We start from the raw sequence: 25365 nt of genomic DNA, 5'->3' as shown, positions 1-25365 counted from the left end.
GCGTTTGCGCAGGGGTCGGGGGTCGGGGGGCAGCCTGGCGGCCTAGGGCAACTCCCAGACGAGAACGGTCGAACCCGGTTCTGCCGACGCGCCCGCACTCCTATACGTCCGGAGGGCCGGAGTGTTGTCGTCTTCGGTCGCGGTCCACGCGCCGTAGCACCCCAATTCCCTTGCGACGTCGAGGAGCGCGGACGCCAGGCCCCGTCCGATGCCGCGCCCGCGGACCGCGTCGTCGACGCCCAGTTCGTACAGGAACATCTCCGTACCTTTGTCGGGGTGCACCATCTCGACGCCCGAGACGAAGCCGACAGCAGTATTGCCGTCGAGAGCAAAGATCAGATGGTGCCCGCCCGCGGTGAGGAAGCGCTCGGTCCACTCACGTGTCGGCGGCGAGTCGAACAGGTGCGGTGCCGCGAGTACGGCGTCGGCGTCATTCGGTCCGAGTCTGCGGTACTCGACCATATCGTTCAACCCTCCTCCGCCTTCGCAAACGCACGTGCGTTTGCGGATTGTGCTGGGAGTTTCCCTTGTTCCCTCGCAAATGCACGTGCGTTTGCGGATTGTGCTGGGAGTTTCCCCTGTTCCCAAGCAAATGCATATGCGTTTGCGAGGGGGAGCGCTGCGTCACCGTTACCGTCCTTCAGCGCACTCAGCCCGTCAGCCCGTCAGCCCTTCAACCGCGCCAGTGTCATGAAGATCGGCTCGTCACCGTCGAGGTCGATTTTCTTGCGTCGCAGGAAGGCGTCGAGCAACCCCCAGACCAGATCGGTGAGCTGGTCGACGAAGTCTGCGGCGTCCAGTGAGGGGTCGTCGAGCCACAGATCCGTCGAGGCCAGGACCGCGCCGACGGCTGCGCGGCAGGCGTAGTCGATTCCCGCAGTGTCGGCGTCGACCGATTTCAGGATCGTCTCGGCGACAGAGGAGAACCGGGTCGCGATGTCGCGCCCGATGTCGAGTGGGGGTGCGACCGTCGGATCCTCCGACGCCGAGCGGGACTGGGCGAGGAATCGGAAGACGTTGGGGTGGCGCGAGACGACGTCGGCGTACCCGGTCAGTGCGTGGCGAAGGGCGGAGACCGGAGCGTCGAGCAGGAAGTTGAAGTCCGAGACGGCCAGCTCGTAGACCTCGTCGGCCATTCGCTGGGCGACTGCGCTGTAGAGATCGGCCTTGTCGGCGAACTGTCGGTACAGCCTCGGCTTGGTGGCGCCGGCTTCGTGGGCGATGTCGTTCATGCTCGGGGCGGGGCCGTGTGTATCGATGACCCGAAATGCCGCGTCGACGAATTCTTCCCTGGCGCGAGTTCTTCGGGCTTCCGGATCTCGTGGCGTCGGCATTGGAACAGTGTATTCGTTACCGCTGGTAGATGGCCGTGAGCCTTGACATGGCGGCACAGATCCGTGACTCTTGGCTACAGGCGTACCGAGGGTAACGTTTTTCGTACCGCCGGTTACATGGAGTGGGAGAGGGTATGACGATCGACAAGACACGCCGCGGCACGTCGGTGTCCGTCGACGGCGCCGAGCTGGCAGTGTTCGAGCAGGGAAATCCCGACGGACCGATTCTCGTGCTCGTGCACGGATGGCCCGACACTCACCATCTGTGGGACGGTGTGCTGCCGCTTCTGGCCCCGAACTTCCGCATCATCACCTACGACACACGCGGGCACGGCGAGTCGACCGGGCGGGGAACAACCTCGGAGATGAAGCTCGAGCAACTCGCCTCCGACTTCATGGCCGTCGTCGACGCAGTGGCGGGCTCGACGCCTGTGCACGTCCTTGCTCACGATTGGGGCTCGGTGCAGGTGTGGGAAGCGATCTGCGAGCCGGGTGCGGAGACGCGCATCACGTCCTTCACGTCCATCTCGGGGCCGAGTCTCGATCACATGGGGATGTGGATGCGCCGCGCACCTCGAACTCCGAAAGGTGTGTGGCAGCTCGTCACTCAGCTTCTCTCGGGCGCGTACACACTGTTCTTCATGGCGGGGCCGTTGCCGCGACTGTTCTTTCGGGTCTTCGGACGCCGGTGGATCTGGGCGCTGAGCCTGCGCATCGTCGAACGGGTGGACAAGCGGAATCTGCACTTCGCGCCCACTCTCCGGCAGGACATGATCGGCGGTCTTCGAATCTATCGGGCGAACATCGTGCAGAAGGTCTTCCGGCCGCAGGAGCGCTACACCGATGTCCCGGTGCATCTTCTGGTGACACGACGCGATCCGGCGATCCGGCCCGCGTCGTTCGACGGTATCGAGCGCTGGGCGCCCGTAGTCAGCCGTACCGACGTGCGATCGGGGCACTGGCTACCGCTGAAGGATCCGCACCTCGTTGCCGCTGCCACCACTGAATTCATCGGAAGGATCGAACGTGTTCGAGCATGATCCCGGCGAGGTCTCACTACAGGCTCGCAACGTGAAGTTCGACTGGACACATACGCCGCTGCACTGGATGCCGGAGGAGCCGATCGCGTCGCACACCGTCAGCGCGCTGAATTTGCTTCTGCCGGAGGGTGAACGGTGGTTCTGCGCGACCTACACCGAGGCTCTTCCGTTGATCGCCGACGCCAAACTGCGCGAGGACGTTCTCGGATTCATCGGCCAGGAGTCGATGCACGCCGAGACTCACGATGTGGTGCTCCACGACTACCTCGATGCACACGGCGTCGACCCGCGGCCGTTTACGGCGCACGCGGAATATCTCATGCGCAAGGTGCTCGGCCCACGTCCCGCGATGTCGCCCAGGGGGCAGAAACAGCAACTGGTGGAACGGATTGCGCTGATCGGGGCGATCGAGCACTTGACGGCGTTCCTCGGTGACTACGCGCTGAACTCCAGGTGGGACGAGCTCGGCGGTGATGCGAACATGATCGACCTCTATCGTTGGCACGGCGCCGAGGAAGTGGAGCACCGCAACGTTGCTCACGATGTCGCGGTGTACTTCGGCGTCGGCTACTTCCGGCGAAATCTCTCGATGCTCATCGCCTTTCTCGGATTCATCGTGCTGCTGTTGCGTGGTACCCGGTTCATCGTGAGCCAGGACCCGAGTCTGAAGGACCGTGGATATCTCGCGCTGTGGTTCCAGTGGATGGCCGCGACGCGTCGGGGAGCCCTTCCTTCCCTCGCACGCATGACGAAAGGCGTTGCACGGTATCTGAAACCGTCGTACTCCCCCGAGAACGAAGGGAGCACCGCGCAGGCCGTCGCCTATCTCGCGAAGTCCCCCGCGGCACGGGCTGCGCTGCGATGAATGTCGCGTTCCCCGTTCCCGACGCATTTCCCGGCGATCTCTACGGCCGCCGCGAGCGGGATCCGCTGCTGCGTGTTCTCGAACGTTTGATGAACGCGCACATGCACTCTCTGCGGATCCTGCACCGAAAGGACGTCGTCGGTGAGGCGAACGATCGCCGCTTCCCGGTAGTGATCGTCGGACGCAGGATCGAGGCGTACGACGAGAATGTCGTGAGTTTCTTCCTCTGCGCACCGGACGGCAGCGAGCTGCCGTCCTGGCGAGCAGGGGCGCACATCGATGTGGAGATGCCGTCAGGCCGTCTCCGTCAGTACTCGCTGTGCGGAGATCCTGCACTGTCGTCGCGATATCGAATTGCAGTGCGGCGCATCCCCGGTGGCGGTGGAGGATCGGTCGAGATGCACGAGCTGCCCGTCGGGACCAGGCTGACGATTCGAGGGCCGCGCAATGCGTTCGCGTTCGCGGTACCCGGGCACGGCTCGAATGCCGACCATCTGCACTTCGTTGCCGGCGGCATCGGAATCACTCCGATTCTGCCGATGATGCGGCTGGCTCATCGCTTGAACCTGGACTGGTCGATGGTCTACACCGGCCGTAGCCGAGACTCGTTGCCGTTCTTGGATGAACTCGGTGAGTTCGGCGACCGCGTCACAGTCGTGACCGACACTGTCGACGGACTTCCCTCCGCCGCAACACTTCTCCGTGGATCGAGTGAGAAGTCCGCGATCTACGCATGCGGTCCGATGCCGATGATCGGGGCACTGAACCAGGGAGTCCATCCCGGTTCCGAGTTCCATTTCGAGCGGTTCTCGGCCCCTCCGATCGTGAACGGAGTGGAATTCGAGGTAGAACTCACGCGCACCGGTGAGATTGTCACCGTTCCGCCGGACATCTCGATCCTGGACGCGGTCATGCCTTTTCGTCCCGACCTCGCCTACTCGTGCCGTCAGGGATTCTGCGGTACCTGCCGTGTGCGCGCCGAGGGAAAATCGGACGGCATGCTGCTGTGCACCGAGCGATCCGGCGGCGAGAAGGTCACCCTGGACCTCTGAAGCGGCCGTGCCGCCCATGACACACTGAAGCCGCCTTTCCGCCCGCGACGCCGATAGGAGCGTCACGGGCGGCGTAGCTACTTACGCGTCGATGATGAACGCTTCGAGCTGCGTACGGGCGACATCGTCGGGGAGCTGCTTGGGCGGGCTCTTCATCAGGTACGCCGACGCAGGCACGACGGGTCCGCCGATGCCGCGGTCCTGTGCGATCTTCGCTGCACGGACGGCATCGATGATGACGCCCGCGGAGTTGGGCGAGTCCCAGACCTCGAGCTTGTACTCGAGGTTCAGTGGTACGTCGCCGAAGGCGCGGCCTTCGAGGCGGACGTAGGCCCACTTGCGGTCATCGAGCCAGCCGACGTGATCGGACGGTCCGATGTGAACGTCCTTGGCGTTGAACTCCTTCTGGAGGTTCGACGTCACGGCCTGGGTCTTGGAGATCTTCTTCGACTCGAGACGGGTGCGCTCGAGCATGTTGAGGAAGTCCATGTTTCCGCCGACGTTGAGCTGCATGGTGCGGTCGAGCTGAACTCCGCGGTCCTCGAACAGCTTTGCCATGACGCGGTGCGTGATGGTGGCACCGACCTGGCTCTTGATGTCGTCGCCGACGATGGGAACGCCTGCGTCGGTGAACTTCTTGGCCCACACCGGGTCGCTGGCGATGAAGACGGGCAGCGCGTTGACGAACGCGACGCCTGCATCGATGGAAGCCTGTGCGTAGAACTTGTCGGCCTCTTCGGATCCGACGGGCAGGTAGGAGACGAGGACGTCGACCTTGGCGTCGCGCAGTGCCTGGGCTACGTCCACGGAGTCGCCGTCGGCTTCGGTGATGGTCTCGCGGTAGTACTTTCCGAGTCCGTCGAGTGTGGGTCCGCGCAGGACCTGGACACCCTTGGGGGCGACGTCGGCGATCTTGATGGTGTTGTTCTCGCTCGAGAAGATCGCGTCGGAGAGGTCGAATCCGACTTTCTTGGCATCGACGTCGAACGCGGCGACGAACTCGACGTCGCGGACGTGGTACTTACCGAACTTGACGTGCATGAGCCCGGGAACGGTGGCGTTCTCGTCGGCGTCCTTGTAGTACTCGACTCCCTGGACCAGGGACGAGGCGCAGTTGCCCACACCCACAATGGCTACGCGGATACTGTTCTCACCCATGGTCGGGTTCTCCTTCTGTCTTCGAAACGCTTGTCGGGTTGGGGGTGACGGGCGGGCCCGCCTGCTCGGCAGCGATCACTTCGTTGAGCCAGCGCACTTCTCGTTCGCTGGATTCGAGGCCGAGTTGGTGTAGCTGACGGGTGTAGCGGTCGAGCGTCCCGCTCGCTCGATCCACGGCTTCGCGGAGCCCCTCGCGGCGCTCCTCGACCTGACGTCTCCTGCCTTCGAGGATTCGCATCCGTGCTTCTGCCGGTGTGCGACTGAAGAAGGCGAGGTGTACGCCGAATCCGTCGTCGGTGTAGTTCTGCGGCCCGGTGTCTGCGACCAGCTCGGCGAAACGTTGTTTACCGAGCGGAGTCAGCTGATACACCCGGCGTGCCCGCCGTTTGACGAGCGTGTCGGGTCCTGCGTCCTCGGCGATCAGCCCGTCCGTCTGTAGACGGCGAAGGGCTGGATACAGCGAGCCGTAGGAGAACGCCCGAAAGGCTCCGAGGAGCCCGGTCAGACGCTTACGGAGTTCGTACCCGTGCATCGGGGCTTCCAGCAGCAGGCCGAGAATCGCGAGCTCGAGCATGCACACCTCCCGACGTCCGAACCGCACTACTTGATGCGATAACCGAGCATATACGCAAAATGTATCGGCCCGATATATGTACAGACAAAGTTGTACCTTTGTCACCTCGGGGGCGATAGGTCAGGGCGTGTAGGCGTTCACCGTGATCGGATTCCCGGCGAAGTCGGTCTCGACGTATCCGCCGTTCGAGTCGTCGACGTACACCGAAATGGAGATTCGCTGCTCGCCGGCGTCGTCGTCGATCGTCACGTATTTCGAGACGCCGTCGGAGGCACCGATGCTCTGCGGTGCGCCTGCGACGACCCCTGCCACGACGGTGGAATCGAGCAGCGTCCAATCGAAGACACGCTTGTCCTCGTCGAGCACGTCGGTGTCGGATTGCGGCTCGAACCCGCCGCTGACCATGACGCGCTGCACGCGGCCGTCGTCGTCGAGCCGGTAGATGGATGCCCGCTGATCTGCAGGCTGTAGGTCGATCTCGATGACGTCGGCGTCGCCGAATCGTTCGATATACCGGTTGCGGAAGTCGTCGAGGCCTTCGGCGGTGCCGAAATCGAACGGCCGGGCGACGATGGGAACGACGTCGTCGAGCAGGGGGGCTGCGGCCGTCGGGACCGAGGCCGACGGCGTGGGCGCCGGTGTCGGCAGATCCTCGGAATGGCTGTTCATGGCGAAGAACACGGCGAGTCCTGCGGCGATGATCACGACCGAACCGAGGGCGAGCACGACCCGTGGTTTCGGACGTGCACTGCGCGGCTCGGGATCGGGTAGATCCACATTCAACTGGAGGTCGGTGACGAGCGCGCGCAGTTCGGCCAGCGTGACGGCGCCACGCGCACGGTCGTTCCGCAGCCGGTGCTCGTCGAAGGACAACTGCCCGTCCGCGTACGCCTCGTCGAGTGCAGAGGCCGTTCTGGCGCGATCGATGTCACGTGCGCGCATGTCCGGTCGGGTCACCACCGTGTTCTTTCCCTTCATTCCTCGAACGAGAACGGGCTGGCGGACAGGAACTCGCCGTCGGCGTCGAACGTCAGGTAGCCGCTCTCCTGATCGTCGTTGCTCGCATACATCGAGATGGACGTACCGTTCTCGTCGGCGTCGATGCTCAGGTAGAGGGTCTCGACCGGGTCCACGTTCAGACTCGTGGGCGCACCTGCCACGATCCCGCCCACCTTCTGCAGGTCGATCGCACCGAGGTCCACCTGGACGATGCCTGCGGTGCGCGAGGTCGACCAGTCCCGCTCCGCGAACTCGCCGTCGCGGTAATCGAAGCTGATCTGCTTCTGCGGTGCTCCGGCAGCGGGAACGTCGACACTCACGTTGTTCGGATAGACGACCACACGGTCCACCATCGAGCTGCCCGTCTGCGCTCGGAACGCATCGAAGATCTCGGAGAGTGCAGCAGGGTTGAGGTAACCGGACTCGCCGTATCGCGACACCGGATCGTCGTCGTCGGCGGAACAGGACCTGATGCCGAACGTCAGGGCGATCAGCGCAGCGACCAGCGGAACGGTCACCGCGAAGAACCCGAGTTTCGACGACCTGGCCGTGGACAGGGGATGTGCCAGTTCGATCGACTCCGACATCGGCGCCAATGCGGACTCGTTCTGCAGGTCTTCGATCAGAGCGTGGAGATCGGACAGCGTGCCCGCCTCCATCGCGAGGTCGATCCGGGCCGCGTGCTCACCGTTCGACAGCTGACCGTCGGCGAGGGCTTCGTCGAGCGTCGCACAGGTGTCGGTGCGGTCCTTGTCTCGCGCTCGGGTGGAAGGAGGAAGTCGCGTCGGCACAGGTGGAGCATAGTTTCCGCCGTCGGGAACGGACACCGGACATGGCGGCCGGCCCGCATGTCCGCGGCCGCACGTACTCTGGTCCTCGTGCGACTTCAGCGACAGGTGGTGGACTACGCCCTTCAGCGACGGTCGCTGCTGGCCGAGGTCTATTCGGGCAGGACCGGGGTCAGTGCCGTGTGCGACGCCGATCCGTACCTGCTGCGAGCAGCCAAGTTCCATGGGCGTGGCAGCGACGTGGTGTGCCCTATCTGCCGTAAGGAACAGCTCACACACGTGTCCTGGGTCTTCGGGGAAAAGCTCGGTGCGCTGTCCGGTTCGGCTCGAACGTCCGACGAGTTGGTCAGGCTGGCGGCGACGCAGGAGGAGTTCTCCGTGCACGTCGTGGAAGTGTGCCGGTCCTGCAGCTGGAATCACCTGGTCCAGTCCTACGTGCTGGGCGCGGTACCTGCCCCGAAGCAGCCCAGGCGCTCGCGTACGGGATCTCGCCAACCGAACCGTCGAACAGCGAGCGAATGACACAATCGCTTCGCTGATCAATCCGGTCGGCATACGACAAGTGCCTGCCGCAAACACTGGAGACCTGTACGTGAGTTACCCCTACGACAACCAGCCGGGCGGTCGTTCCGGAGATCCTGATCCCAGGCGACCCTCCGACCCGCCTCCCGGCAGGCGTCCCGCGGGCCCGCCACCATCAGGTTCTCCATCCGGTCCGCCGCCCGCGGGCCCGCCCCCGAGCGGACGCCCGACGCCGCCGCGCCCCACCGGCCAGCCGCCTTCGGGTCCGCCGCGCCCGGCAGGCCCGCCGCCCATCCGTCGTGATGCACAGGGCAGGCCGCTCGGCCCGCCGCCGATGCGGCGCGATGCCCAAGGAAGACCGCTCGGCCCGCCGCAGCGCGGTGGTCCTGCAGCCGGCGGTCCTGCAGCCGGTGGGCCGCCTCCTGGCCGACGGCCGGTAGGTCCGCCGCCCGGACGACCGCCGGTGCCAGGACGCGGCGCCGATTCCGCACTTCCGACGTCCCGGGCCGCGGGCGGAATTCCGCCTGCGCAACCACCGGGGCCACCGGACGATCCATCCGTACGCTCTTCGGGCAGCGAACCGCCCGAGCCGCCCGAGAGAGGTTCTGCCGCGAAAACGAAGAAGAAGTCCCGATGGCGCACAGTTCGTCGAACGTTGTACGTGCTTGTCGCGTTGGGCTTGATCATCCCGATTCTGACGTTCATGGTCGCGTACACGGTCGAGGACGTGCCTCGCCCAGGCGACATCAAGACCAATCAGGTGGCGACGATCCTCGCGTCGGACGGCACGAGCGTGCTCGGCAAGGTAGTACCGCCCGAGGGCAATCGCACCGATGTGACGATCGACCAGATTCCGTTGCACGTACGCAATGCAGTGCTGTCCGCCGAGGACCGCGATTTCTACTCCAACCCCGGGTTCTCCATCACCGGATTCGGACGTGCACTTCGTGACAACGTTCTCGGTCGCGACAGCGCGGGCGGCGGATCGACCATCACACAGCAGTACGTCAAGAACGCGCTCGTCGGGTCCGAGCGGACACTGACGCGCAAGATGCGCGAACTCGTCATCTCTTCGAAGATGGCGCGGCAGTGGTCCAAGGACGACATTCTCGCGGCGTATCTCAACACCATCTACTTCGGGCGTGGCGCGTACGGCATCGCGGCTGCGTCGACGGCGTACTTCGGCAAGCCGGTCGAGCAGTTGTCGATCGAGGAGGGTGCCGTACTCGCGGCGACCATTCAGCAGCCGTCCGGACTCGACCCGGAATTCAATCCGGAGGGTGCGCAGTCCCGCTGGGACTATGTGCTCGACGGCATGGTGTCCCAGGGAAATCTGGAGCAGGCGCAGCGTGCTGCGATGCTGTATCCGCAGTGGGTGCCGAGTGCTCTCGCGTCCAACGACGACACCGACAGCGGTCCGAACGGGCTCATCAAGGCTCAGGTGTTGCGCGAGTTGTCCGATGCAGGGGTCAGTGAGCAGGACCTCAACACCGAGGGTCTGCAGATCACCACCACCATCGATCCGGTAGCCCAGGCTGCGGCGATCGATGCGGTCAACTCCAATCTCGAGGACGAGCCGTCCGAGCTGCGCACGGCCTCGGTCTCGATCGATCCACGTACCGGTGCGGTCAAGTCGTACTACGGCGGGGCGGACGGCCGCGGTTACGATTTCGCGCAGTCCGGTCTCCAGACCGGGTCCTCGTTCAAGGTCTTCGGGCTTGCCGCTGCGCTCGACCAGGGCATTCCGCTGTCACAGATGTACGACAGCTCCCCGTTGACCGTCAACGGGATCTCGATCGGCAACGTCGAAGGCGAGTCCTGCGGCACCTGCACCATCGCCGAAGCACTCAAGCGGTCGCTCAACACGAGCTTCTACCGCATGCAGCTGGAGATGGACAACGGCCCGCAGGCGATCGCCGACATGGCCCACAAGCTGGGCGTCGCGGAGGAGCTTCCCGGTGTCGGTCCGACGCTCACCGAAGCAGGTGGAGTCGGCCCGAACAACGGAATCGTGCTCGGCCAGTACCAGTCGCGCGTCATCGACATGGCATCGGCGTACGCCACTCTTGCGGCATCGGGTGTTCACCACACTCCGCACTTCGTGCAGCGCGTCGTGACGGCCGACGGCACGGTGCTGCTCGACCGCGGCACCGAGGCGGGCGAGCAGGTCACCTCCGCTGCGGTCGCCGACAATGTCACCGCAGCGATGCGTCCGATCGCCGGGTACTCCAACAGTCACAACCTCGCTGACGGCAGGCAGTCCGCGGCCAAGACCGGCACCGCGCAGCTCGGTGACACCGGGGACAACAAGGACGCATGGATGGTCGGCTACACGCCGTCGCTGTCCACCGCGGTGTGGGTCGGCACCGAGCAGGGCCTCCCGCTCCAGAACAGCTACGGCGGGCCGATCTACGGATCGGGTATTCCCTCGGACATCTGGAAGGACACCATGGACGGGGCGTTGGACGGGACGTCGAACGAGACGTTCCCGACGCCGGAACCGATTGCCGGGCAGGCAGGTGTGCCGCAGTACAGCGCACCTGCTCCGACGACGACGGTGGCGCCCACCACCACCATTCCTCCGATCACACTGCCGATTCCGACGGAGATCTCGCCGCCGGTGGTGATCACGCCGCGGCAGGTCGAGATCCTTCCCGGTGTGACGATTCCACTGCCCGGCCTTGCGCCTGCGCCGACGCCCGCAGCGCCGGTCACTCCGCAGCCTCCCGGGGAGGAGATCGAGCCGGAACCGGCCCGGTAGCCTTCACTTCCGTGAGCGACGACAGATCCTCCCGGCCGGGTGCGGGCAGAATTCCAGCGAGCCCCGCCCCGCTGGCACAGGATCGCTCGTCCGACGGACTCCGCGATCTGCCGGCAGGCAACGATCCGATGATCGCAGAAGTATCTGCGGTCATCGGTGGTTCTGCGGGTGCGCACGCGCTGATCGGCCGTCAACGGTTCATGACGCCGTTGCGTGTGCTTCTGCTCCTTGCGGTGGTGTTCCTGAGTTTCGGCTGGTTCGCCAAAGCGGGATGTATTCAGCAGGCGCCCAACGGTCCTGACGGCGCACTCGGGCTCGACTGGAGTGGCAGCAGGCAGTACGTCGCGATGTGCTACTCCGATACCGTCCCCCTCTACGGTGCGGAGCGCCTCGACGAGGGTGCGTTCCCGTACAAGAAGTCGTGGGAGGAAGTAGCCACCGACGGCGCGGTCCAGGTCCGGTACATGGAGTATCCGGTGCTCTCAGGTCTGTACCAGTACGGATCGATGGTCGTGGCCAAGATGTGGAACTCGGCGCCGTGGTTGCCGCAGGCCCTGCCGGTCGTGATCTATTTCGACGTCGTGGTGATCGGATTGGCGCTGGCGTGGCTGGTCACGGTGTGGGCGACGGCCATCTCCGCGGGCAGGCGGATCTGGGATGCGGCGCTCGTCGCCGGGTCGCCGTTGGTGATAGTGCACGGATTCACCAACTTCGACGCTCTGGCAACGGCTTTCGCCGCGTGCGGGATTCTCGCGTGGGGACGGAAGCGTCCGGTGCTCGCCGGAGTGCTGCTGGGGCTCGGTGGTGCGACCAAGCTGTATCCGCTGCTCCTGCTCGGTCCGTTGCTCGTATTGTGCTGGCGCGCAGGGAAAATGCGAGAGTGGGGCACCACGGCGTGTGCAACTCTCGCGGCATGGCTCGCCGTCAATCTGCCCATCGCACTTCTCTATCCGAGCGGTTGGTACGAGTTCTTCCGGCTGAACTCGGCCAGAGGCGCCGATCCCGACTCGATCTACAACGTGGTGACCTCCTTCACCGGATGGAAAGGATTCGACGGCACGCTGTATCCCGGCGACAAACCGCTGTTCCTCAACGCGATCACGCTCGTACTGTTCGTGGTGGTGTGCGTGGCGATCGCCTACGTCACCATGAATGCGCCGACGCGTCCGCGGTTGGCGCAGTTGGGGTTTCTCGTCGTGGCAGGGTTTCTGTTGACCAACAAGGTGTGGAGTCCGCAGTACTCGCTCTGGCTGGTTCCGCTTGCGGTGCTCGCGTTACCGCATCGACGACTGTTGCTGGCGTGGATGGCCATCGATGCCGCTGTGTGGTTTCCGCGGATGTACTACTACCTCGGTGTCGCCGACAAGGGTGTACCCGAGCAGTGGTTCACCTCGGCCGTCGTCGTGCGTGACCTGGCGGTGATCGGGTTGTGCGCGCTGGTGGTTCGGCAGATCTACCGACCGTCGGAGGACCTCGTTCGGCGCGGCGGCGTCGACGATCCCGTGGGCGGGGTACTGGACGGGGCACCCGACGTCCACCGCGGAACACCGATGCCCCATCGTTCGAAGGCCCCTGTGCCCACGGTGTGACCGTCAGATGTACTGGTGTGACCGTCAGATGTACTGGTGTGACCGTCAGATGTACGGGTGTGACCGTCAGATGTACTTGCCGAGGTGCGGTACGGCCTCGCCCGCATGCTTGGCGTTGATGCCGTCACCGATCGCCTGCAGCTTCCAGTTGGCGCCGTCTCGGTAGACCTTGGCCATGACTAGTCCGGTGAAGGGCATGCCGCCCTGCAGGGTGAAACGCGCCAACTCGACGTTGTTGGTGTCGTCGACGAGTCGGCAGAACGCGTTCTGGATCTGCTCGAACGTCTGGCCGCGGTACGACGTCACGGTGAACACGATTGCCGTCACGTTCGGCGGCACCCGAGTCAGGTCGACGTTGACCACTTCGTCGTCGCCTTCGCCCTCGCCGGTCAGGTTGTCACCCTGATGCAGGATCGAACCGTCCTTCGCCTTCAACTGCCCGTAGTAGACGACATCGGCGACGTTCCGGCCCGCGAACATGATCGCCGAAGCGTCGAGGTCGATGTTGCCGCCCTTTCCGCCGCCGCCGAAGAAGCTCGATTTCTTCGGCGAGGGCATCGGATCCCAGCCGAGGCCCATTCGGATGATCGTCAACGCCACACCGCCGTCCTTGCGGAGGGTGACCTTCTGGCCTTTGGTGAGGCTGACGGGCCGCGCCTTGGTCAGACTGACCTCGGGCGGTCCCGTCGTGGCCGCGGGTGCGGGGGTCGGAGCGGGAGTCGGGGCAGGTGCAGGCGGTGGGGGTGTCGGTGCTGCCGCCGGTTGCGCTGCAGGTGCATCGTCCACGGACACACCGTGATCGGTGACAAGCGCTGCGAACCCGCCCGAGTAGCCCTGGCCGACCGCACGAACCTTCCATCCGCCTGCACGTCTATACACCTCGAGCGCGATCACTATCGATTCACTGCTCAGACCGTCGACCGAGTAGTGATAGAGCGCGTTTCCTCGGGCATCGGTGACGAACGCACTCGGCGGCGCGGACCGGCCGAAACTGCTCGACGCGTCCTCGAGGGTGATGACCGCACGGATCTGCTCGATGTCTGCGGGAATCTGCGCGAGCGAGATGGACAGCTGCGAGGGCTGCCCCGATGAACCGGGGACCAGACGAACACCTGGCCCGGTCGGCTGATTGAAGAACACGAAGTCGGCGTCGGTGCGTACTTTGCCGTCCGCGCCCACCAGGAGTGCTGACAGGTCCGCGGGTGCGGTGAGCTGGACGGCGACAATCACGTCGTCGGCAGTGATCGGACCGTTCTGGCCCTTCACCAAGGGTTGACCGGCGGGAGCAGACAATGTGTGTCCTTCGGTTCGAGAGGGGAAAGCTGATGTCTCTCACCAATGTACTGGGTCGTTTTGTCCGGTTGACGGTCTCGAGTTCCCCGGTGGGCAGTAGGCGCACTACGTCACGCCGGCTGCGTCGATCGCGCGTCTCACCTCGGACACCAGTTCGTCGACGGCGGCCGGGACAATGCTCACGGTCGAACCGTGCAGAACGATGTACCTGCCGTCGCCTGCCACGTCCACCCACTGAAAGCCGATCGTCGTGTCGTCGGGCCTACCGTCGACCGAGGACCCAGGGCACACGAGGATCTCTCCTGCGCTCGATCTTTCCCGGCCGAGCAGCAGCTCGAACTGCTCTTCATCGGTGGTCCGTGTTGCGGTGCGCAACAGACGATTCTGTGAATCACCCACGGGCCGTCGAACATCGAGACGTCGCTGGCGGCCGGCACCGCACGCAGGCAACGACGCAAGCACCAGACCGGGCGCCCGGTGATACTCGACGAGCCGCACGGCGACGTCCCCGCCCGTCGCGTCGTCGACTCCAGGCTGTTGGAGCAGAACCACGCCGAGGTCGTGGCGAACCGCAGCATGTGCTCGCAGCTTCGTGTAACCGGATCCGGTCCTGGTGTGCCCGACCATCTCGATGCGATAGTCGGGTTCGACGATGACGTGAAATGCAGTTCGCAGATCGGCGTCGGAAATATCGGTGGCTCTGGTGTTCGCTTGGTGCCGCTGACGGTGATAGTCGGCCGCGGAATCGACGTTAGGTCGGAACTGCAGAGGAAACGGAAGGCGGTCCCGGCCGGACCTCTCCATCAGAATTCGAAACTCGAGGCCGGCGAGAGTCCATTCGCGCTCGCTCATTCTCCGAGCACCGGGGGTGCGACGAGTGGCAGCGTGCCGATCAGTTCGTCTCCGTTGACCGCGTCGATGAGATAGCCGGGTGTCTTGTGGACATCGTCGCCGCCCCCGGGTCCTCCTCGGCCTGCACCTGGCCCCATCGCCCCCATGCCCGGTGCGCCCGGTCGGCCCTGCGCCGCCGAGGCGCCGAGACCGGAGGACGTGGCGCCGCCCGCACCCCCGAGCTGTGGACCCCCGAGCGGTGAACCCCCGAGCCCTGAACCCCCGAGCGGTGCGCCTGTAAGCCCTGAACCCCCTGCGCCGCCGAATCCCGAGCCGGCCCCACCACCGCGGTTGCCGAATCCGCGACTCCTGGAATCCGGTGAGCCGTTCACCGGGCCACCGATCATCGAACCGCCCGAGGTGCCTGCGCCGCCCGGGGTACCCGTGCCACTCGACGGCGACTGGGTGGCCGCAGCGGCGGAGGTGCCAGGCGACGAGCCGAGGCCGGATTCGGTGGGCGCCCAGCTCGACGCCGTGGTCGCCGTGTCCTGCGCAGACAGCGCATCCGCAGGCACTGCCGTGCCCGATCCTGGCGATGTCTGCGTCGACGGAGGTGAACCGAGTTCGGAGCCACCGCTCCCGACCGGCCCGTAGGGCGCGGACGAGGAGGACGGACCGTACGGCGAGAACCCGCTTCGGCCCGACGAGCCGGAGGCACCCCCCGTTCCGGGAAGACCGTCGGATCCACTCGTCGGATCGACCGCTCGCGGCAGAACCGGTATCTGGGTACCTGCCTCGTGAATCGCCGGTCGATACACGGTCCTCATGACCGTGCGTGCTTGCTCCTCCGCCTCGTCCCGCACGAACTGCGCGGTCTTCATCGAACCGGGCGCGACCAGATTGCCGACCGAGGCGACGATGTCGATCAATTTGTCGCCCTTGGTGATCGGCTCGGGGGCCGCAATGGTGCTCTTGGTGCGTTCGAGCCCGGTATCGGCGCTCGCGAACTTGCTGGCGAATTGGTGGGAGGCGATCATCAGGTTGATCGCCGACACCGAGTATCGCTTCACGCCTGCACAGGCGGCGTCCGCTGCAGCGCCCTGCCATCCGTCACCGATGACGCCGGCGATCGACGTTGCGAATCGATCGACGTCCGTTGCCGCGGCGGCGCCGAGATTTCTCCAGTTGTCGGCGGTTCGAACCAGATTGGACGGATCGAAATTCGACACTTTGAGGTAGATCTCTTCGTGTGTCATCCCGTCGAACACGTCCTCGGCTGCGACGCCGCTCGGGTCGTACTGTACGGAGTAACCCGCACGCTCGGCGATGGCGGCGACCGAGTTCTCGAATGCCATCGCAAGCGCCGCAGGCACGAACCGCCCAGGCGTCAGCACTGCAGGCAGCACAGCATGCAATTCGCCCAAGTCTCCCGCGACTTCCGTGGGGTTGTCCTCAGGAGGCGGGCTCATCGTCCGTCCTCCGAACGCGTGATCGTTGCCAGCCGTGCCCGTGTTCCCGCGACCATTCCGCCTACCCCCCGTGTGAGCCAACCCCTTGCATAGTTGGACGCACAGGTCGCGGCTACGGTTCCACCGATCGCTCGACTTTCTCGTGAAGCCACGCCAGGATTTCTTCTCCTGCCCGTCCCCCTACGGCCTCGGTCACCGACAGTCGATCGTGCCGAAAACCGATGGCTTCGAGCTCACCGTGACGCGGCCGAATCGACAGCTGCGCAGCGACGAGCATCTCGGCGTCCAGCGCTCCGTCTCCGGCGGCGAGGGTGAGAGCCGACGCGTCGAGCAGGCCGTCGTCGACGCACCTGCCCAGTACCTCGGCCACAGCTCGACTCTTGCAGACGACGTCGGGCATCGTGTAGATCTTGCGGCCTTGCTGCGAGACGTTCCATCCGCGCGCCGCGCACCATGCGGACCAGTCCGCGATGAAGTCGGGGGGCACCATGGACGGCTCCACCACCAGGTAGCAGAACAGTTCGTCCGCGGTGCGGAGTTTGTGCACCCAGTCGCCGTCGGCGCGAATGGCCAGTTCGGTGCGGACACCGGCCAGATCGACCTCGGAGAACTGGTCTCTCCATTCGAGATCCGGCTTGCCGTCGATCAGAATGTTGCCACCGTTGCTCGTGATCGCGTAGCGCCACGGGGCGCCGGGAAGCGAGATGCGTTCGTACTGTTCGACGGTGCGGGTCGTCGTCGGTACCACGACGGCCGCGTGTGCGAGCCGCTCCAGGGAGTCGGCGGCGACGTCGGTCATGTAGGACAGCGGCGCCCCCTGGTACATCTCGACGCATCGCACCGTCGTGTCGACGGCAAAGCCCAATGCGGAACTCGAGTAGATCATCGTACGGTCGAGGTCGACGGAGACGAGCGCACCCGTCACGAGAGGTCTCGAATCAATCCCATGCAGGCGTATGCCAGGTCCGGCACTTCGACGACGGGAACGCCTCTGTCGGCGGCCAACATTCGGATGTGTTCGTGCTCGGGCGCCTGCGCGTCGCGGACCAGTACTCGCCATGGGACGCGGCGCAGAAGAACCCGCGTCGTCTCGCCCACTCCGGGTTTGACGAAGTTGACGTGCGAGATCCCGAATTCCTCGCGCACCTTCTCCACCGACGCCCAGCCGGTCCACGTCGGTGTGCGGTCCGATGCGGAGATCTGCGCAACCGCGTCGACGACGTCGTCTCGGACGGCCCCGAACTGGGCCGAGACGGTATCGAGCAGATGGTTGGACACGTCCTCGGGTGCGAGCTCGGAATAGAACTTCGCGCCGTGGAAGTCGCCGTCGCGAATCAGCTCACGGTTGAGCACGGTGCGTGAAACGAGGCCGGACACAGTCGAGTTCAGGCATGCCGACGCGACGAGGAAATCGTCGCGGGTGCCGTAGGTGCGCGCGCAATGCCCCGGGTCGGCCAGTACGGCGAGGTCCGGATCGAACTCCGCGTCCTCGTATGCGGCGAGTGCCTCGGCGAGCTCGCGTGCGATGGCGCCCTTTCCGGTCCACCCGTCGACGAACACGACGTTCTTCGAATCATGATGCTCGGCAAGGTATCTCAGTGCCACTCGGTCGATGCCGCGATCACGCACGATCGAGACCGCGTAGTGCGGTAGTTCGAGTCCGTGCATCTCGTGTGCCCAGCGGCGCATGAGAATTCCTACCGGTGTGCCCGCACGCGCCAGCGACGCGAGCACGATGTCGTGCCCACGTTCGGCCAGTACCAGTTCGGTGACGGTGCCGACGGCGGTAGCGAGGCGAGCCGCACTCTCGTGCAGAACCCGCTCGAACAGTTCGCGGTAGGCGATGTCGGGCTGGTACTCGATCGGCAACGATTCCGCGTAGTGCGCGGTCCCCGCCTGTATCTTCTTCTCGCGCTCGGTGATTCCTGCCTCGAGATCGGCGTCGGAGAGATCCTTCAGAAGCCAGGTGACCTCGTGGGGTGCGTACGAACCGAACGAAGGTCCCGACAGTGGTATCGCTCGCCTCGACGCGGCCAGGGCGATGGGATCCGCGCCGGAGACCACGACCACGAGGACGTCGGAGCCGGATGCGGCGAGTGTCCGGGCGGCGCCGTCGTCGCCGAAGAGTCGTTCGGTATCGGCTGGGTCGTCGACGACGAGCACGAGAAGTGCATCCTGTGGGCCCGACGCGTTGTAGACGTACCGGGCCTCGGACTCGCCTTCCTCCGGGGCGACGAACTGGAAGCCGCGGCGCAACGGATAGTCCGGTCGATCGAGGACGTATGCCGGTGAGCGAGTAGTGGTTTGGAACAGTGCCGGATGCCCGCCCGCCCGCAGAATCGAGGCGAGCCGCAGTGGCAGGTACATCAGCTCCTCGTGGCCGAGGACGACGACGGCCCTGCCGGGAGGCAACGCGGCGTCGACGACCGCCGCGACGTGCGTGATCGCGTTCTCGAACGCGGGTGTGTCGAACGAGAGAAAGCCGTGCCTGCCGCCGTCGGGAACTGCCTCGGGCCAGTCGGCGTCGAGCCGGGTCACCGTTCCCGCGATGTCGGCGACCGGGTTGAAACTCGGATCGGGCAGTGCGCCCACGTCGTCGACCAGCCCTGCGGCCAGTTCGACGCTGCCCTGAGCGAGGCTCACACTGCTGATGCCGACGCCGAGTTCGGCTGCAAGGCCGTCGGCCTGCGCGCGATGCTCGGCCGTGCGCATGTCGACGAGAGAGGCGATGACGTACTGGGTTCTCGGTGTCACGGCATGAACGGATCGGATGGCTTCGAGCGCCGTCGTGCCGGTGGATATCTCGTCGTCGACGAGTACCAGCGGTAGTGGGACCGTGACGACGTCGGCCGATGTGGGCAGCAGGCGATGGTCGGTGGCGTGCGAGTGGCCCTCCTGGAACTCGCCGTACACCTCGAGCCCAGGTACGTCTCGACGCGTCGAGTGCAGGTAGCAGTGCGCGTTCAGCCGTGCTGCGACGCCATGGCCGAGACCGGTTGCGGTCTCGGCGAAGCCGAGGACGACGACATCCGATCCGCCGACTGCGTCGAGCACGAGTGTGCCGAGCCGATCGGCGGCCTCGACGACCAGCTCGGGGTCGACCGGAATGTGTTTGCCGAGAACCTCGGATACGAGCAGGTGCGCTCGCCGCGGGTTGCGGCGCAACCCGGGCCGTACGAGTTGCTCGACGGACCATTCGGAGGACGTTCCGGTACCCGTGACGACGACTCCTGCCGCAGGGTTGGTGCCTCGGTCCGGTTCGGTCATCGATCGGCCAATGCGGTCAACAGGTCGACGAAGGTGATTCCTTCGTTGGTGACACCGAACGCGGCGGCGCGCAACATGGTCTGTTTCGCCCAATTCCGGTGTGGGCCGAGCTCGTTCATCTTGTTTCCGTATCCCGATGCGCGGACGCCGCCCGAATCGGATTCGAGAATGTCGAGCGCATCGTGGTATTCCTCGTGGGTGACTGCCGACAGCGCGTGCACGGCAGGGACATGGGACGGGTGTATGACGGTCTTGCCCTGAATTCCGTTGGCGCGGTCCAGCGCAACCTCGCGGAGCAGCGCATCGAGATCACTGCTGACGAGCTGTTGACGGAACCGCACTGCCTCGTGCTCGACGAACGGCGTCTGCCTGAGCATGGGCCGGAACATGCGCTCGTGGTCGGCGAAGTATTCCCACACCGGTCCGGTGATGACGAATCCGGTGCCGTTGTTGCGGCCGAGATGGTTGACGATGGCGCTGATGACGTCGGCTACGACGCGTACGTCGTAGATCGTCAGATCGCGGTCTCGGCGGATGCCGAACGTGCCGCACATGTCGGTCGCGCCGATGCGTACGGCGAGTACACGATCGCGGTGTTCCAGCAGAAGCTCACGGATGGCGACGAGTTCGGCGTCGCGGGTTTCACGGAAGACGACCTCGGTCGATTCCAGCACCGGCATCGCGAACAGGCGTTTGCCGTGCGTGGCCGATGCGGCGACGATCTCGTCGAGGAACTCGGCCCCACGCGCCGCGGTGAACTTGGGGATGACGAACCCCGCCAATGCCCCCGCGCCGTGGCCGATCGACTCGCTGATTCGCCGGATCTGTTGTGGTGTGCGTGCTCTGACGAAGACGAGGGACCCCGATACGCCGCCGAGTCGAAGTTCGTCGAGCGTGGTGACGGTGTTCGCGATCGCCTCTTCCAGATTGGCGTCGGCGACGGCGTCCTCGAGGTCGATGACGAGCGAACAGACGCCCTCGGAGCTGCGTTTGACGAGTGTGTCCGTCAGGTCGGCTCTGGTGGCAGGCATGTACAGCGTCGCTCCGAGTGCTGTTGCGACACTGGTGATGTCACCGGACGGGTCGATCGGTTCGGGGGCTGCGAAGAACAGCGCGGTGTGCACTGCTGCATCGAGGTGTCGAAAGTGTTGCACCGAGGTCCTTAATGTTCGAGAGCGAGCCCTGCCGAGCCAGGTGTTCAGCGAGCCGAGCCGCGCATTCGGTCGATCACCCCTGCGATGAAGTGGGAAATGCTATCCAGATCTTGCAGGTATGACCAGTAGTCCGGGTGTGTACCCGTCAATGCGTTGCGTGCCCGCTCGATTCGAGCCAGCTGAGCATCCAACACGCTGCCCCACTCGGCAACCAGTCCGCGGTTGACGGCCAATTGTTGGGCGTCTCGTAGCGTGAAACGCACCGCCTGTTCTTTCTCCCGTGGGTTGGATTTCACCGCGCGCAGCAGTTCGACGCGATCGGTGACGGCGTCGACGAGGGCTTCCGCATCCGCGAGATGAGCCCTGGCCTGCGCGATGTACTCCAGTGCCTGTTCGGGATTGCCCGACCCCGCCGCGGCCCTTGCCGCCGACAGATCCTCGGTGGCCTGATCTATGTGCCGATCGGAGGACTTCTCGTTTCCGGACAGGTCTGCCGAGCTGGCCGCGTTGAACTCACGCAGCAGAGTGGAGAACGCGGGAGCGAGGCGACCGGATCGCGTGCGCACCGCTTCCGTTCGAGTTTTCACCGACGCAAGCGCGGACCGCGCCTCTTTGTCCTTGGCGGGAGCTGCGGCCACGGCGGATTCCAACGTCTCCGCGGCGCCGCGAACCTCCGCGGCCGCGGAGCGTGCACCGAGTGCGTCGCGCGCGCCCATTCTCGCGTCCAGTGCTGCAACAGCCGAATCGAGCGTTCGCCATGCAGTGCGGATCGACGGGTATCCGGTGAATTCCTCGGGAGCGGACGCGACGGCCAACTGCGCCTTCTCGGCGAGCGCCTTCGCGTCCTGCGCCAGTCTCGGTGTGGCGGCGAGCATCGCGCGGGCCTGCTCGAGTTCGGTGCGGTGGGCCTCGTAGAAGGAATCGAGGGCTCGGCTCGCGTCACCGAGCGCGCGGGTGGCGTCGTCGAACGCTCGCTGTGCCGCGGGAGTCCGATCGCCGTCGAATCGTTCCATCGCGGCGAGGTAGGCAGCTCCGGCGTCGAAGCACTTCTTCTCGACCGACGACCACGCGGTGGTGATGTCACGGTCCGGGGTGAGAGCGCGGATCGCGTCGACTCCGCCGGACGCGATCGACTGCCGCTTGTCCATGTCGAGGAACGCCGAGACGGCCGCATCCTGGGACGCACGCGCAGCGGATTCCGCTCCCCCTCCGCGGCGGGAGGAACCAGGCCAGCGACTTGTCACCCGCCCGATAGTACTGACGGGAACTTCCCGGCGTGCCGCGTGCGTTGGCTCAGTACGACGGTGGGCCAACACTCACTAATCGGGCACGACACCACTACGGTGAAGAGCCGTAGGCGTGTAACCACAGCGAAAGGACTCCTCATGGGCGTCAGCCTCAGCAAGGGTGGAAATGTCTCTCTCACCAAGGCAGCTCCGAACCTGACCGCGGTCACAGTCGGCCTGGGTTGGGACATTCGTACGACGACTGGGACGGATTTCGACCTCGATGCGAGCGCAATCGCGCTCAGCACGGAGAAGAAGGCTCTCAGCGACGGGCACTTCGTTTTCTTCAACAACCTGAAGTCCCCCGACGGATCGATCGAGCACACCGGCGACAACACCACCGGTGAAGGCGAAGGCGACGACGAGGCGATCAAGGTCGATCTCGCGGCCGTTCCGCCGAACGTCGACTCCATCACCTTCCCCGTCTCGATCTACGACGCCGACGCCCGTTCGCAGTCGTTCGGTCAGGTCCGCAACGCGTTCATTCGCGTCGTCAATCAGGCCGACAACACCGAACTCGCGCGCTACGACCTCAGTGAGGATGCGTCGACCGAGACGGCCATGGTCTTCGGTGAGCTGTATCGCAACGGCGCCGAGTGGAAGTTCCGCGCAGTGGGCCAGGGTTACGCCTCGGGCCTCGCCGGAATCGCCCGCGATTTCGGAGTAAACGTCTAGTAAAGGCTTTCCCAAGATTGGGGCTAACCCCGCTTCGTCATTCATGATGAGGCGGGGTTTTCCCGTTTCGTCCCATCCCTGCAAGTTTCACACTCTGCCGGCAACAGAAAGGCCACGCGCCGTGGTTCTACGGATATTCGGTTGGTCCATCGGGGTCACGATCGTGTCGATGATCGTGGCTTTCCTGTATGGAGGCTGGCAGGCACTGTTCCTCGTCCTGATCCTGGGCATCCTCGAGGTGTCGCTGTCGTTCGACAACGCGGTCATCAACGCCACCGTGCTGCGACGTATGAGCGAGTTCTGGCAGAAGATCTTCCTGACCATCGGCATCGTCATCGCCGTGTTCGGTATGCGTCTGCTCTTCCCGCTCGTCATCGTCTGGGCCGCGTCGGGCAAGGGGCCCGTCGAAGCGATCGACCTGGCCCTCAACCCGCCACCGGACGACGCGGCGTACTTCGCCGACGGTTCACCCAGCTACGAAACACTACTGACCGACGCGCATCCGCAGATTGCGGCGTTCGGCGGAATGTTCCTGCTGATGCTGTTCCTCGGCTTCATCTTCGAGGACCGCGAGATCACCTGGCTCAGCTGGCTGGAGAAGCCACTCGCTCGCATCGGCCGTCTCGATCAGCTCTCGGTCGTCGTCGCGGGTCTGCTGCTGGTCCTGAGCGCCGAGTTCCTGGCCGACGACGACAAGATCTCCACCGTCATGGTCGCCGGTGTCCTCGGCATGATCACCTACATCGCAGTCAACGGACTCGGCGAGCTCTTCCACATCGAGGAAGAGGGCGAGGAATCCACCGGTGGCCCGTCGCAGCTGGCGAAGGCGACCGGTAAGGCAGGCTTCTTCCTGTTCCTCTACCTCGAGGTGCTCGACGCGTCGTTCTCGTTCGACGGTGTCATCGGCGCGTTCGCGATCACCGCGGACCCGATCATCATCGCCCTCGGACTCGGCTTCATCGGTGCCATGTTCGTCCGGTCGATCACCGTGTTCCTCGTGCGCAAGGGCACACTGTCGGACTACGTGTACCTCGAGCACGGCGCGCACTGGGCCATCGGCGCCCTCTCGGTGATCCTGCTGGTGTCCATCGGCGTGCACATCAACGAGATCATCACCGGCCTCGTCGGCGTCTTCTTCATCGGCGCAGCGTTCATCAGTTCCGTCATGCGCAACCGCAAGCTCGAGTCCAAGGGCGAGGACACACACGTCAACGTCTGAGTCACCGGCCGCCGAATTGCCTGAGGCCGCCCTGTCGCGCGCACGCGCTGCAGGGCGGCCTTCGTGTATGCAGGGCCGCTCGTCCGATGGGGCAGGGATCTGTGGGACATCACAGATCCCGACCGTCCGGTACTTTCGGCGAGCCTGGAGCGCCGCCGGTTTCTGCGGTCTCAGGCTCTGCGCGGTCTAGAGCTCCGCGATGTCGATGAGCCCGTCCTGCAGTGCGCGCGCGACGAGGGATGCCTTGGTGGACGCCGGACGACCGACAGCGGCGTACTTGGCCCTGATGCGGGTCAGGTGTGTGTTGACCGTCCCCAGCGACAGGAAGAGCGACTTGGCGACCACGGTCTTGGAATCGCACCGGATCCAACCGGTGAGCACCTGGATCTCCCGCTCGGTCAGGATGGGCTTCGGGAGAAACGGCCCGGTCGGCTGGCTGGACGGGGGCAGCTGAACCGGCGGGGGAACGAGGCTCATGGTTCGTCGGGTCGGAAGTGTGACGACAGGCCCCACCATCGGTGCCGGACGTGCCGTTGCAGTATCGAAGCCAGCTGACATGAAATTCTCCCCGGATTTCTTCGGCTGTGGCAGACCACAACCAGTCGACTATCTGATCTTCACAGGAAACTGTCAGGTTGTCTGCCCTGAAAACTAGGGGCATTGAACCGACAACCATTTTTTCGGTCACGCGTAAGCAGAACCGAAGCACCCGCGCGTACCCCTGAACTTGTCAGTTCTGGGGCGGTACCTCCGGCATGGGCAACCAGCCGTCCTCCACCGCCCGCTTGTACAGGTCGGTTTTGGTCGGAGCAGGACGACCGGCTTCGGCGTACTTGTTTCTGATACGGACCAGATAGTCGTTGACGGTCTGTTCCGACAATCCTGCCAATCGTGCGACGCGACCGGCCTTCTCACCCGAGGCATACAGTGCGAGCACCTCGCGCTGGCGCGGGCTCAGCCCGACGTCGGGCAGTTGTGGGTCACCGTCGATGGCCGCGGCCCAGTCCGTCGTGACGACCTGCTCACCGCCCGCTGCCTGCCGGATCGCCGAGACGATCGCGGCGGCGGGCTCGGACTTGCGCACCACGCCGAGAACACCGGCGCGTGCTGCGGAACGGACGAGGAACGGATTCTCGGCGCTGGTGTAGACCAGCACCTGAAGTCCGGCGGCATGTAACTTCTCGACGTTCGCTCGCGGCGAGGATCCGTCGCCGAGGCGAAGATCGAGCACGACGAGGTCGAGAGTGCGGGTCTGGACGAACAGTTCGTCGACGGTGGCGGCGACGGCGACGAGATCGAGATCGGTCTCGTCGGCGAGGATGGCCCGTAGACCCATCGCGACGGACTCGTGATCCTCGACCAAACCGATCCTGCGGAGCGCGGTGTGTTCGTACGACACCGACTCCCCCGTGCTCTGCGTCATGCCCTGCCCCTGTTCCCGATGGGCAGAATTCTCCTCCGCCTGACCGATTGTCGGACCGGTGGGTCT

The 25365-nt window shown here is 65.0% G+C and carries 24 protein-coding genes; 8 read left to right on the top strand and 16 right to left on the bottom strand.

The genetic code is table 11. The features are described from left to right. Positions 1 to 42: 42 nt before the first annotated feature. Entirely contained in the window at positions 43 to 462 is a 420-nt protein-coding gene (locus RY1_RS16975; protein WP_072805068.1) for a GNAT family N-acetyltransferase, read from the bottom strand. A gap of 203 nt (positions 463 to 665) precedes the next feature. Then, the gene (locus RY1_RS16970; protein WP_072805067.1) at positions 666 to 1334 is read right to left on the bottom strand and encodes a TetR/AcrR family transcriptional regulator; all 669 of its coding nucleotides are present in this window, start codon (positions 1332 to 1334) and stop codon (positions 666 to 668) included. Positions 1335 to 1468: 134 nt separating this feature from the next. Here RY1_RS16970 and RY1_RS16965 point away from each other — a divergent pair, with 134 nt between their 5' ends. Genes RY1_RS16965 through RY1_RS16955 form a run of 3 tightly spaced genes read left to right on the top strand, consistent with a single transcriptional unit; the run spans position 1469 to position 4291 of the window. Beyond that, positions 1469 to 2374 (top strand): alpha/beta fold hydrolase, encoded by a 906-nt coding sequence (locus RY1_RS16965; protein WP_072805065.1) that lies wholly within the window; start codon positions 1469 to 1471, stop codon positions 2372 to 2374. Next, positions 2361 to 3239, top strand: coding sequence for a metal-dependent hydrolase (locus RY1_RS16960; RefSeq protein WP_072805063.1), 879 nt, complete (start codon positions 2361 to 2363; stop codon positions 3237 to 3239). Before RY1_RS16965 ends, RY1_RS16960 begins: the two co-directional genes overlap by 14 nt. After that, positions 3236 to 4291: a PDR/VanB family oxidoreductase gene (locus tag RY1_RS16955; protein ID WP_072805061.1), complete on the top strand. Its 1056-nt coding sequence runs from the start codon at positions 3236 to 3238 to the stop codon at positions 4289 to 4291. The genes RY1_RS16960 and RY1_RS16955 overlap by 4 nt, the downstream gene beginning before the upstream one ends. An 81-nt stretch (positions 4292 to 4372) precedes the next feature. Here RY1_RS16955 and RY1_RS16950 read toward each other — a convergent pair whose 3' ends face one another. From RY1_RS16950 to RY1_RS16935, 4 genes are all read right to left on the bottom strand, one after another. After that, positions 4373 to 5449: an inositol-3-phosphate synthase gene (locus RY1_RS16950; RefSeq protein ID WP_072805059.1), complete on the bottom strand. Its 1077-nt coding sequence runs from the start codon at positions 5447 to 5449 to the stop codon at positions 4373 to 4375. Continuing rightward, positions 5442 to 6023, bottom strand: a complete 582-nt coding sequence (locus RY1_RS16945; protein WP_072805057.1) for a PadR family transcriptional regulator — start codon at positions 6021 to 6023, stop codon at positions 5442 to 5444. The genes RY1_RS16950 and RY1_RS16945 overlap by 8 nt, the downstream gene beginning before the upstream one ends. Positions 6024 to 6143: 120 nt before the next feature. Next, a complete protein-coding gene (locus RY1_RS16940) occupies positions 6144 to 7001 on the bottom strand; it encodes a DUF1707 SHOCT-like domain-containing protein (RefSeq protein WP_245819709.1) in 858 nt (285 codons plus the stop codon). Continuing rightward, positions 6998 to 7813 (bottom strand): DUF1707 SHOCT-like domain-containing protein, encoded by an 816-nt coding sequence (locus RY1_RS16935; RefSeq protein ID WP_072805056.1) that lies wholly within the window; start codon positions 7811 to 7813, stop codon positions 6998 to 7000. The genes RY1_RS16940 and RY1_RS16935 overlap by 4 nt, the downstream gene beginning before the upstream one ends. A 57-nt stretch (positions 7814 to 7870) precedes the next feature. On the opposite strand from RY1_RS16935, the gene RY1_RS16930 reads away from it, so the two are divergent. After that, complete coding sequence (locus tag RY1_RS16930) at positions 7871 to 8332, top strand: DUF5318 domain-containing protein (RefSeq protein ID WP_072805054.1); 462 nt, start codon at positions 7871 to 7873, stop codon at positions 8330 to 8332. 81 nt (positions 8333 to 8413) lie between these two features. Here the strand turns inward: RY1_RS16930 and RY1_RS31110 are convergent, their stop codons facing one another. Then, positions 8414 to 9037: a hypothetical protein gene (locus RY1_RS31110; protein WP_139279883.1), complete on the bottom strand. Its 624-nt coding sequence runs from the start codon at positions 9035 to 9037 to the stop codon at positions 8414 to 8416. Here RY1_RS31110 and RY1_RS16920 point away from each other — a divergent pair. Next, positions 8994 to 11093, top strand: a complete 2100-nt coding sequence (locus tag RY1_RS16920) for a transglycosylase domain-containing protein (protein WP_072805234.1) — start codon at positions 8994 to 8996, stop codon at positions 11091 to 11093. The genes RY1_RS31110 and RY1_RS16920 overlap by 44 nt on opposite strands. An 11-nt stretch (positions 11094 to 11104) precedes the next feature. Further along, positions 11105 to 12682, top strand: coding sequence for a glycosyltransferase family 87 protein (locus RY1_RS16915; protein ID WP_245819708.1), 1578 nt, complete (start codon positions 11105 to 11107; stop codon positions 12680 to 12682). Between the two features lie 66 nt (positions 12683 to 12748). Here RY1_RS16915 and RY1_RS16910 read toward each other — a convergent pair whose 3' ends face one another. The 7 genes from RY1_RS16910 to RY1_RS16880 all read right to left on the bottom strand — a co-directional run bounded on the left by RY1_RS16910 (position 12749) and on the right by RY1_RS16880 (position 21844). After that, positions 12749 to 13951, bottom strand: coding sequence for a TerD family protein (locus RY1_RS16910; RefSeq protein WP_072805051.1), 1203 nt, complete (start codon positions 13949 to 13951; stop codon positions 12749 to 12751). Positions 13952 to 14080: 129 nt separating this feature from the next. Beyond that, positions 14081 to 14827, bottom strand: coding sequence for an ESX secretion-associated protein EspG (locus tag RY1_RS16905; RefSeq protein ID WP_072805050.1), 747 nt, complete (start codon positions 14825 to 14827; stop codon positions 14081 to 14083). Continuing rightward, a complete protein-coding gene (locus RY1_RS16900) occupies positions 14824 to 16275 on the bottom strand; it encodes a PPE domain-containing protein (protein WP_072805048.1) in 1452 nt (483 codons plus the stop codon). Before RY1_RS16900 ends, RY1_RS16905 begins: the two co-directional genes overlap by 4 nt. Positions 16276 to 16387: 112 nt before the next feature. Then, positions 16388 to 17200 (bottom strand): HAD family hydrolase, encoded by an 813-nt coding sequence (locus RY1_RS16895; protein WP_072805047.1) that lies wholly within the window; start codon positions 17198 to 17200, stop codon positions 16388 to 16390. Further along, positions 17197 to 19542 (bottom strand): phosphoribosyltransferase, encoded by a 2346-nt coding sequence (locus RY1_RS16890; RefSeq protein WP_072805045.1) that lies wholly within the window; start codon positions 19540 to 19542, stop codon positions 17197 to 17199. Before RY1_RS16890 ends, RY1_RS16895 begins: the two co-directional genes overlap by 4 nt. Beyond that, the gene (locus RY1_RS16885) at positions 19539 to 20696 is read right to left on the bottom strand and encodes an HpcH/HpaI aldolase/citrate lyase family protein (protein ID WP_072805043.1); all 1158 of its coding nucleotides are present in this window, start codon (positions 20694 to 20696) and stop codon (positions 19539 to 19541) included. Before RY1_RS16885 ends, RY1_RS16890 begins: the two co-directional genes overlap by 4 nt. Positions 20697 to 20740: 44 nt before the next feature. Next, positions 20741 to 21844: a hypothetical protein gene (locus RY1_RS16880; protein ID WP_072805042.1), complete on the bottom strand. Its 1104-nt coding sequence runs from the start codon at positions 21842 to 21844 to the stop codon at positions 20741 to 20743. Positions 21845 to 22081: 237 nt separating this feature from the next. Between RY1_RS16880 and RY1_RS16875 the strand changes: the two genes are divergently transcribed. Together RY1_RS16875 and RY1_RS16870 are read left to right on the top strand one after the other, a co-directional pair. Continuing rightward, entirely contained in the window at positions 22082 to 22657 is a 576-nt protein-coding gene (locus tag RY1_RS16875; protein ID WP_072805040.1) for a TerD family protein, read from the top strand. Between the two features lie 121 nt (positions 22658 to 22778). Beyond that, positions 22779 to 23876: a DUF475 domain-containing protein gene (locus RY1_RS16870; protein ID WP_072805039.1), complete on the top strand. Its 1098-nt coding sequence runs from the start codon at positions 22779 to 22781 to the stop codon at positions 23874 to 23876. Between the two features lie 186 nt (positions 23877 to 24062). On the opposite strand, the gene RY1_RS16865 is transcribed toward RY1_RS16870, so the two are convergent. Both RY1_RS16865 and RY1_RS16860 read right to left on the bottom strand, forming a co-directional pair. Further along, entirely contained in the window at positions 24063 to 24434 is a 372-nt protein-coding gene (locus RY1_RS16865; protein WP_084727484.1) for a response regulator transcription factor, read from the bottom strand. 172 nt (positions 24435 to 24606) lie between these two features. Further along, positions 24607 to 25299, bottom strand: a complete 693-nt coding sequence (locus RY1_RS16860) for a response regulator transcription factor (protein ID WP_072805036.1) — start codon at positions 25297 to 25299, stop codon at positions 24607 to 24609. Positions 25300 to 25365 lie beyond the last annotated feature (66 nt).

The organism is Rhodococcus yunnanensis NBRC 103083 (genome assembly GCF_001895005.1).
GTDB classification, from domain to species: Bacteria; Actinomycetota; Actinomycetes; order Mycobacteriales; family Mycobacteriaceae; genus Rhodococcoides; species Rhodococcoides yunnanense.
The sequence above is the reverse complement of the archived record's forward strand: the minus strand, read 5'-3'. Positions and strand labels throughout refer to the sequence as shown.

Bases quoted from the DNA above. Each gene is read 5' to 3' on its own strand.
- RY1_RS16975 (WP_072805068.1), bottom strand. From the start codon at position 462: ATGGTCGAGTACCGCAGACTCGGACCGAATGACGCCGACGCCGTACTC.
- RY1_RS16970 (WP_072805067.1), bottom strand. From the start codon at position 1,334: ATGCCGACGCCACGAGATCCGGAAGCCCGAAGAACTCGCGCCAGGGAA.
- RY1_RS16965 (WP_072805065.1), top strand. From the start codon at position 1,469: ATGACGATCGACAAGACACGCCGCGGCACGTCGGTGTCCGTCGACGGC.
- RY1_RS16955 (WP_072805061.1), top strand. From the start codon at position 3,236: ATGAATGTCGCGTTCCCCGTTCCCGACGCATTTCCCGGCGATCTCTAC.
- RY1_RS16950 (WP_072805059.1), bottom strand. From the start codon at position 5,449: ATGGGTGAGAACAGTATCCGCGTAGCCATTGTGGGTGTGGGCAACTGC.
- RY1_RS16945 (WP_072805057.1), bottom strand. From the start codon at position 6,023: ATGCTCGAGCTCGCGATTCTCGGCCTGCTGCTGGAAGCCCCGATGCAC.
- RY1_RS16940 (WP_245819709.1), bottom strand. From the start codon at position 7,001: ATGAAGGGAAAGAACACGGTGGTGACCCGACCGGACATGCGCGCACGT.
- RY1_RS16930 (WP_072805054.1), top strand. From the start codon at position 7,871: ATGTCCGCGGCCGCACGTACTCTGGTCCTCGTGCGACTTCAGCGACAG.
- RY1_RS31110 (WP_139279883.1), bottom strand. From the start codon at position 9,037: ATGAACGTCAGAATCGGGATGATCAAGCCCAACGCGACAAGCACGTAC.
- RY1_RS16905 (WP_072805050.1), bottom strand. From the start codon at position 14,827: ATGAGCGAGCGCGAATGGACTCTCGCCGGCCTCGAGTTTCGAATTCTG.
- RY1_RS16900 (WP_072805048.1), bottom strand. From the start codon at position 16,275: ATGAGCCCGCCTCCTGAGGACAACCCCACGGAAGTCGCGGGAGACTTG.
- RY1_RS16890 (WP_072805045.1), bottom strand. From the start codon at position 19,542: ATGACCGAACCGGACCGAGGCACCAACCCTGCGGCAGGAGTCGTCGTC.
- RY1_RS16880 (WP_072805042.1), bottom strand. From the start codon at position 21,844: ATGGACAAGCGGCAGTCGATCGCGTCCGGCGGAGTCGACGCGATCCGC.
- RY1_RS16875 (WP_072805040.1), top strand. From the start codon at position 22,082: ATGGGCGTCAGCCTCAGCAAGGGTGGAAATGTCTCTCTCACCAAGGCA.
- RY1_RS16865 (WP_084727484.1), bottom strand. From the start codon at position 24,434: ATGTCAGCTGGCTTCGATACTGCAACGGCACGTCCGGCACCGATGGTG.
- RY1_RS16860 (WP_072805036.1), bottom strand. From the start codon at position 25,299: ATGACGCAGAGCACGGGGGAGTCGGTGTCGTACGAACACACCGCGCTC.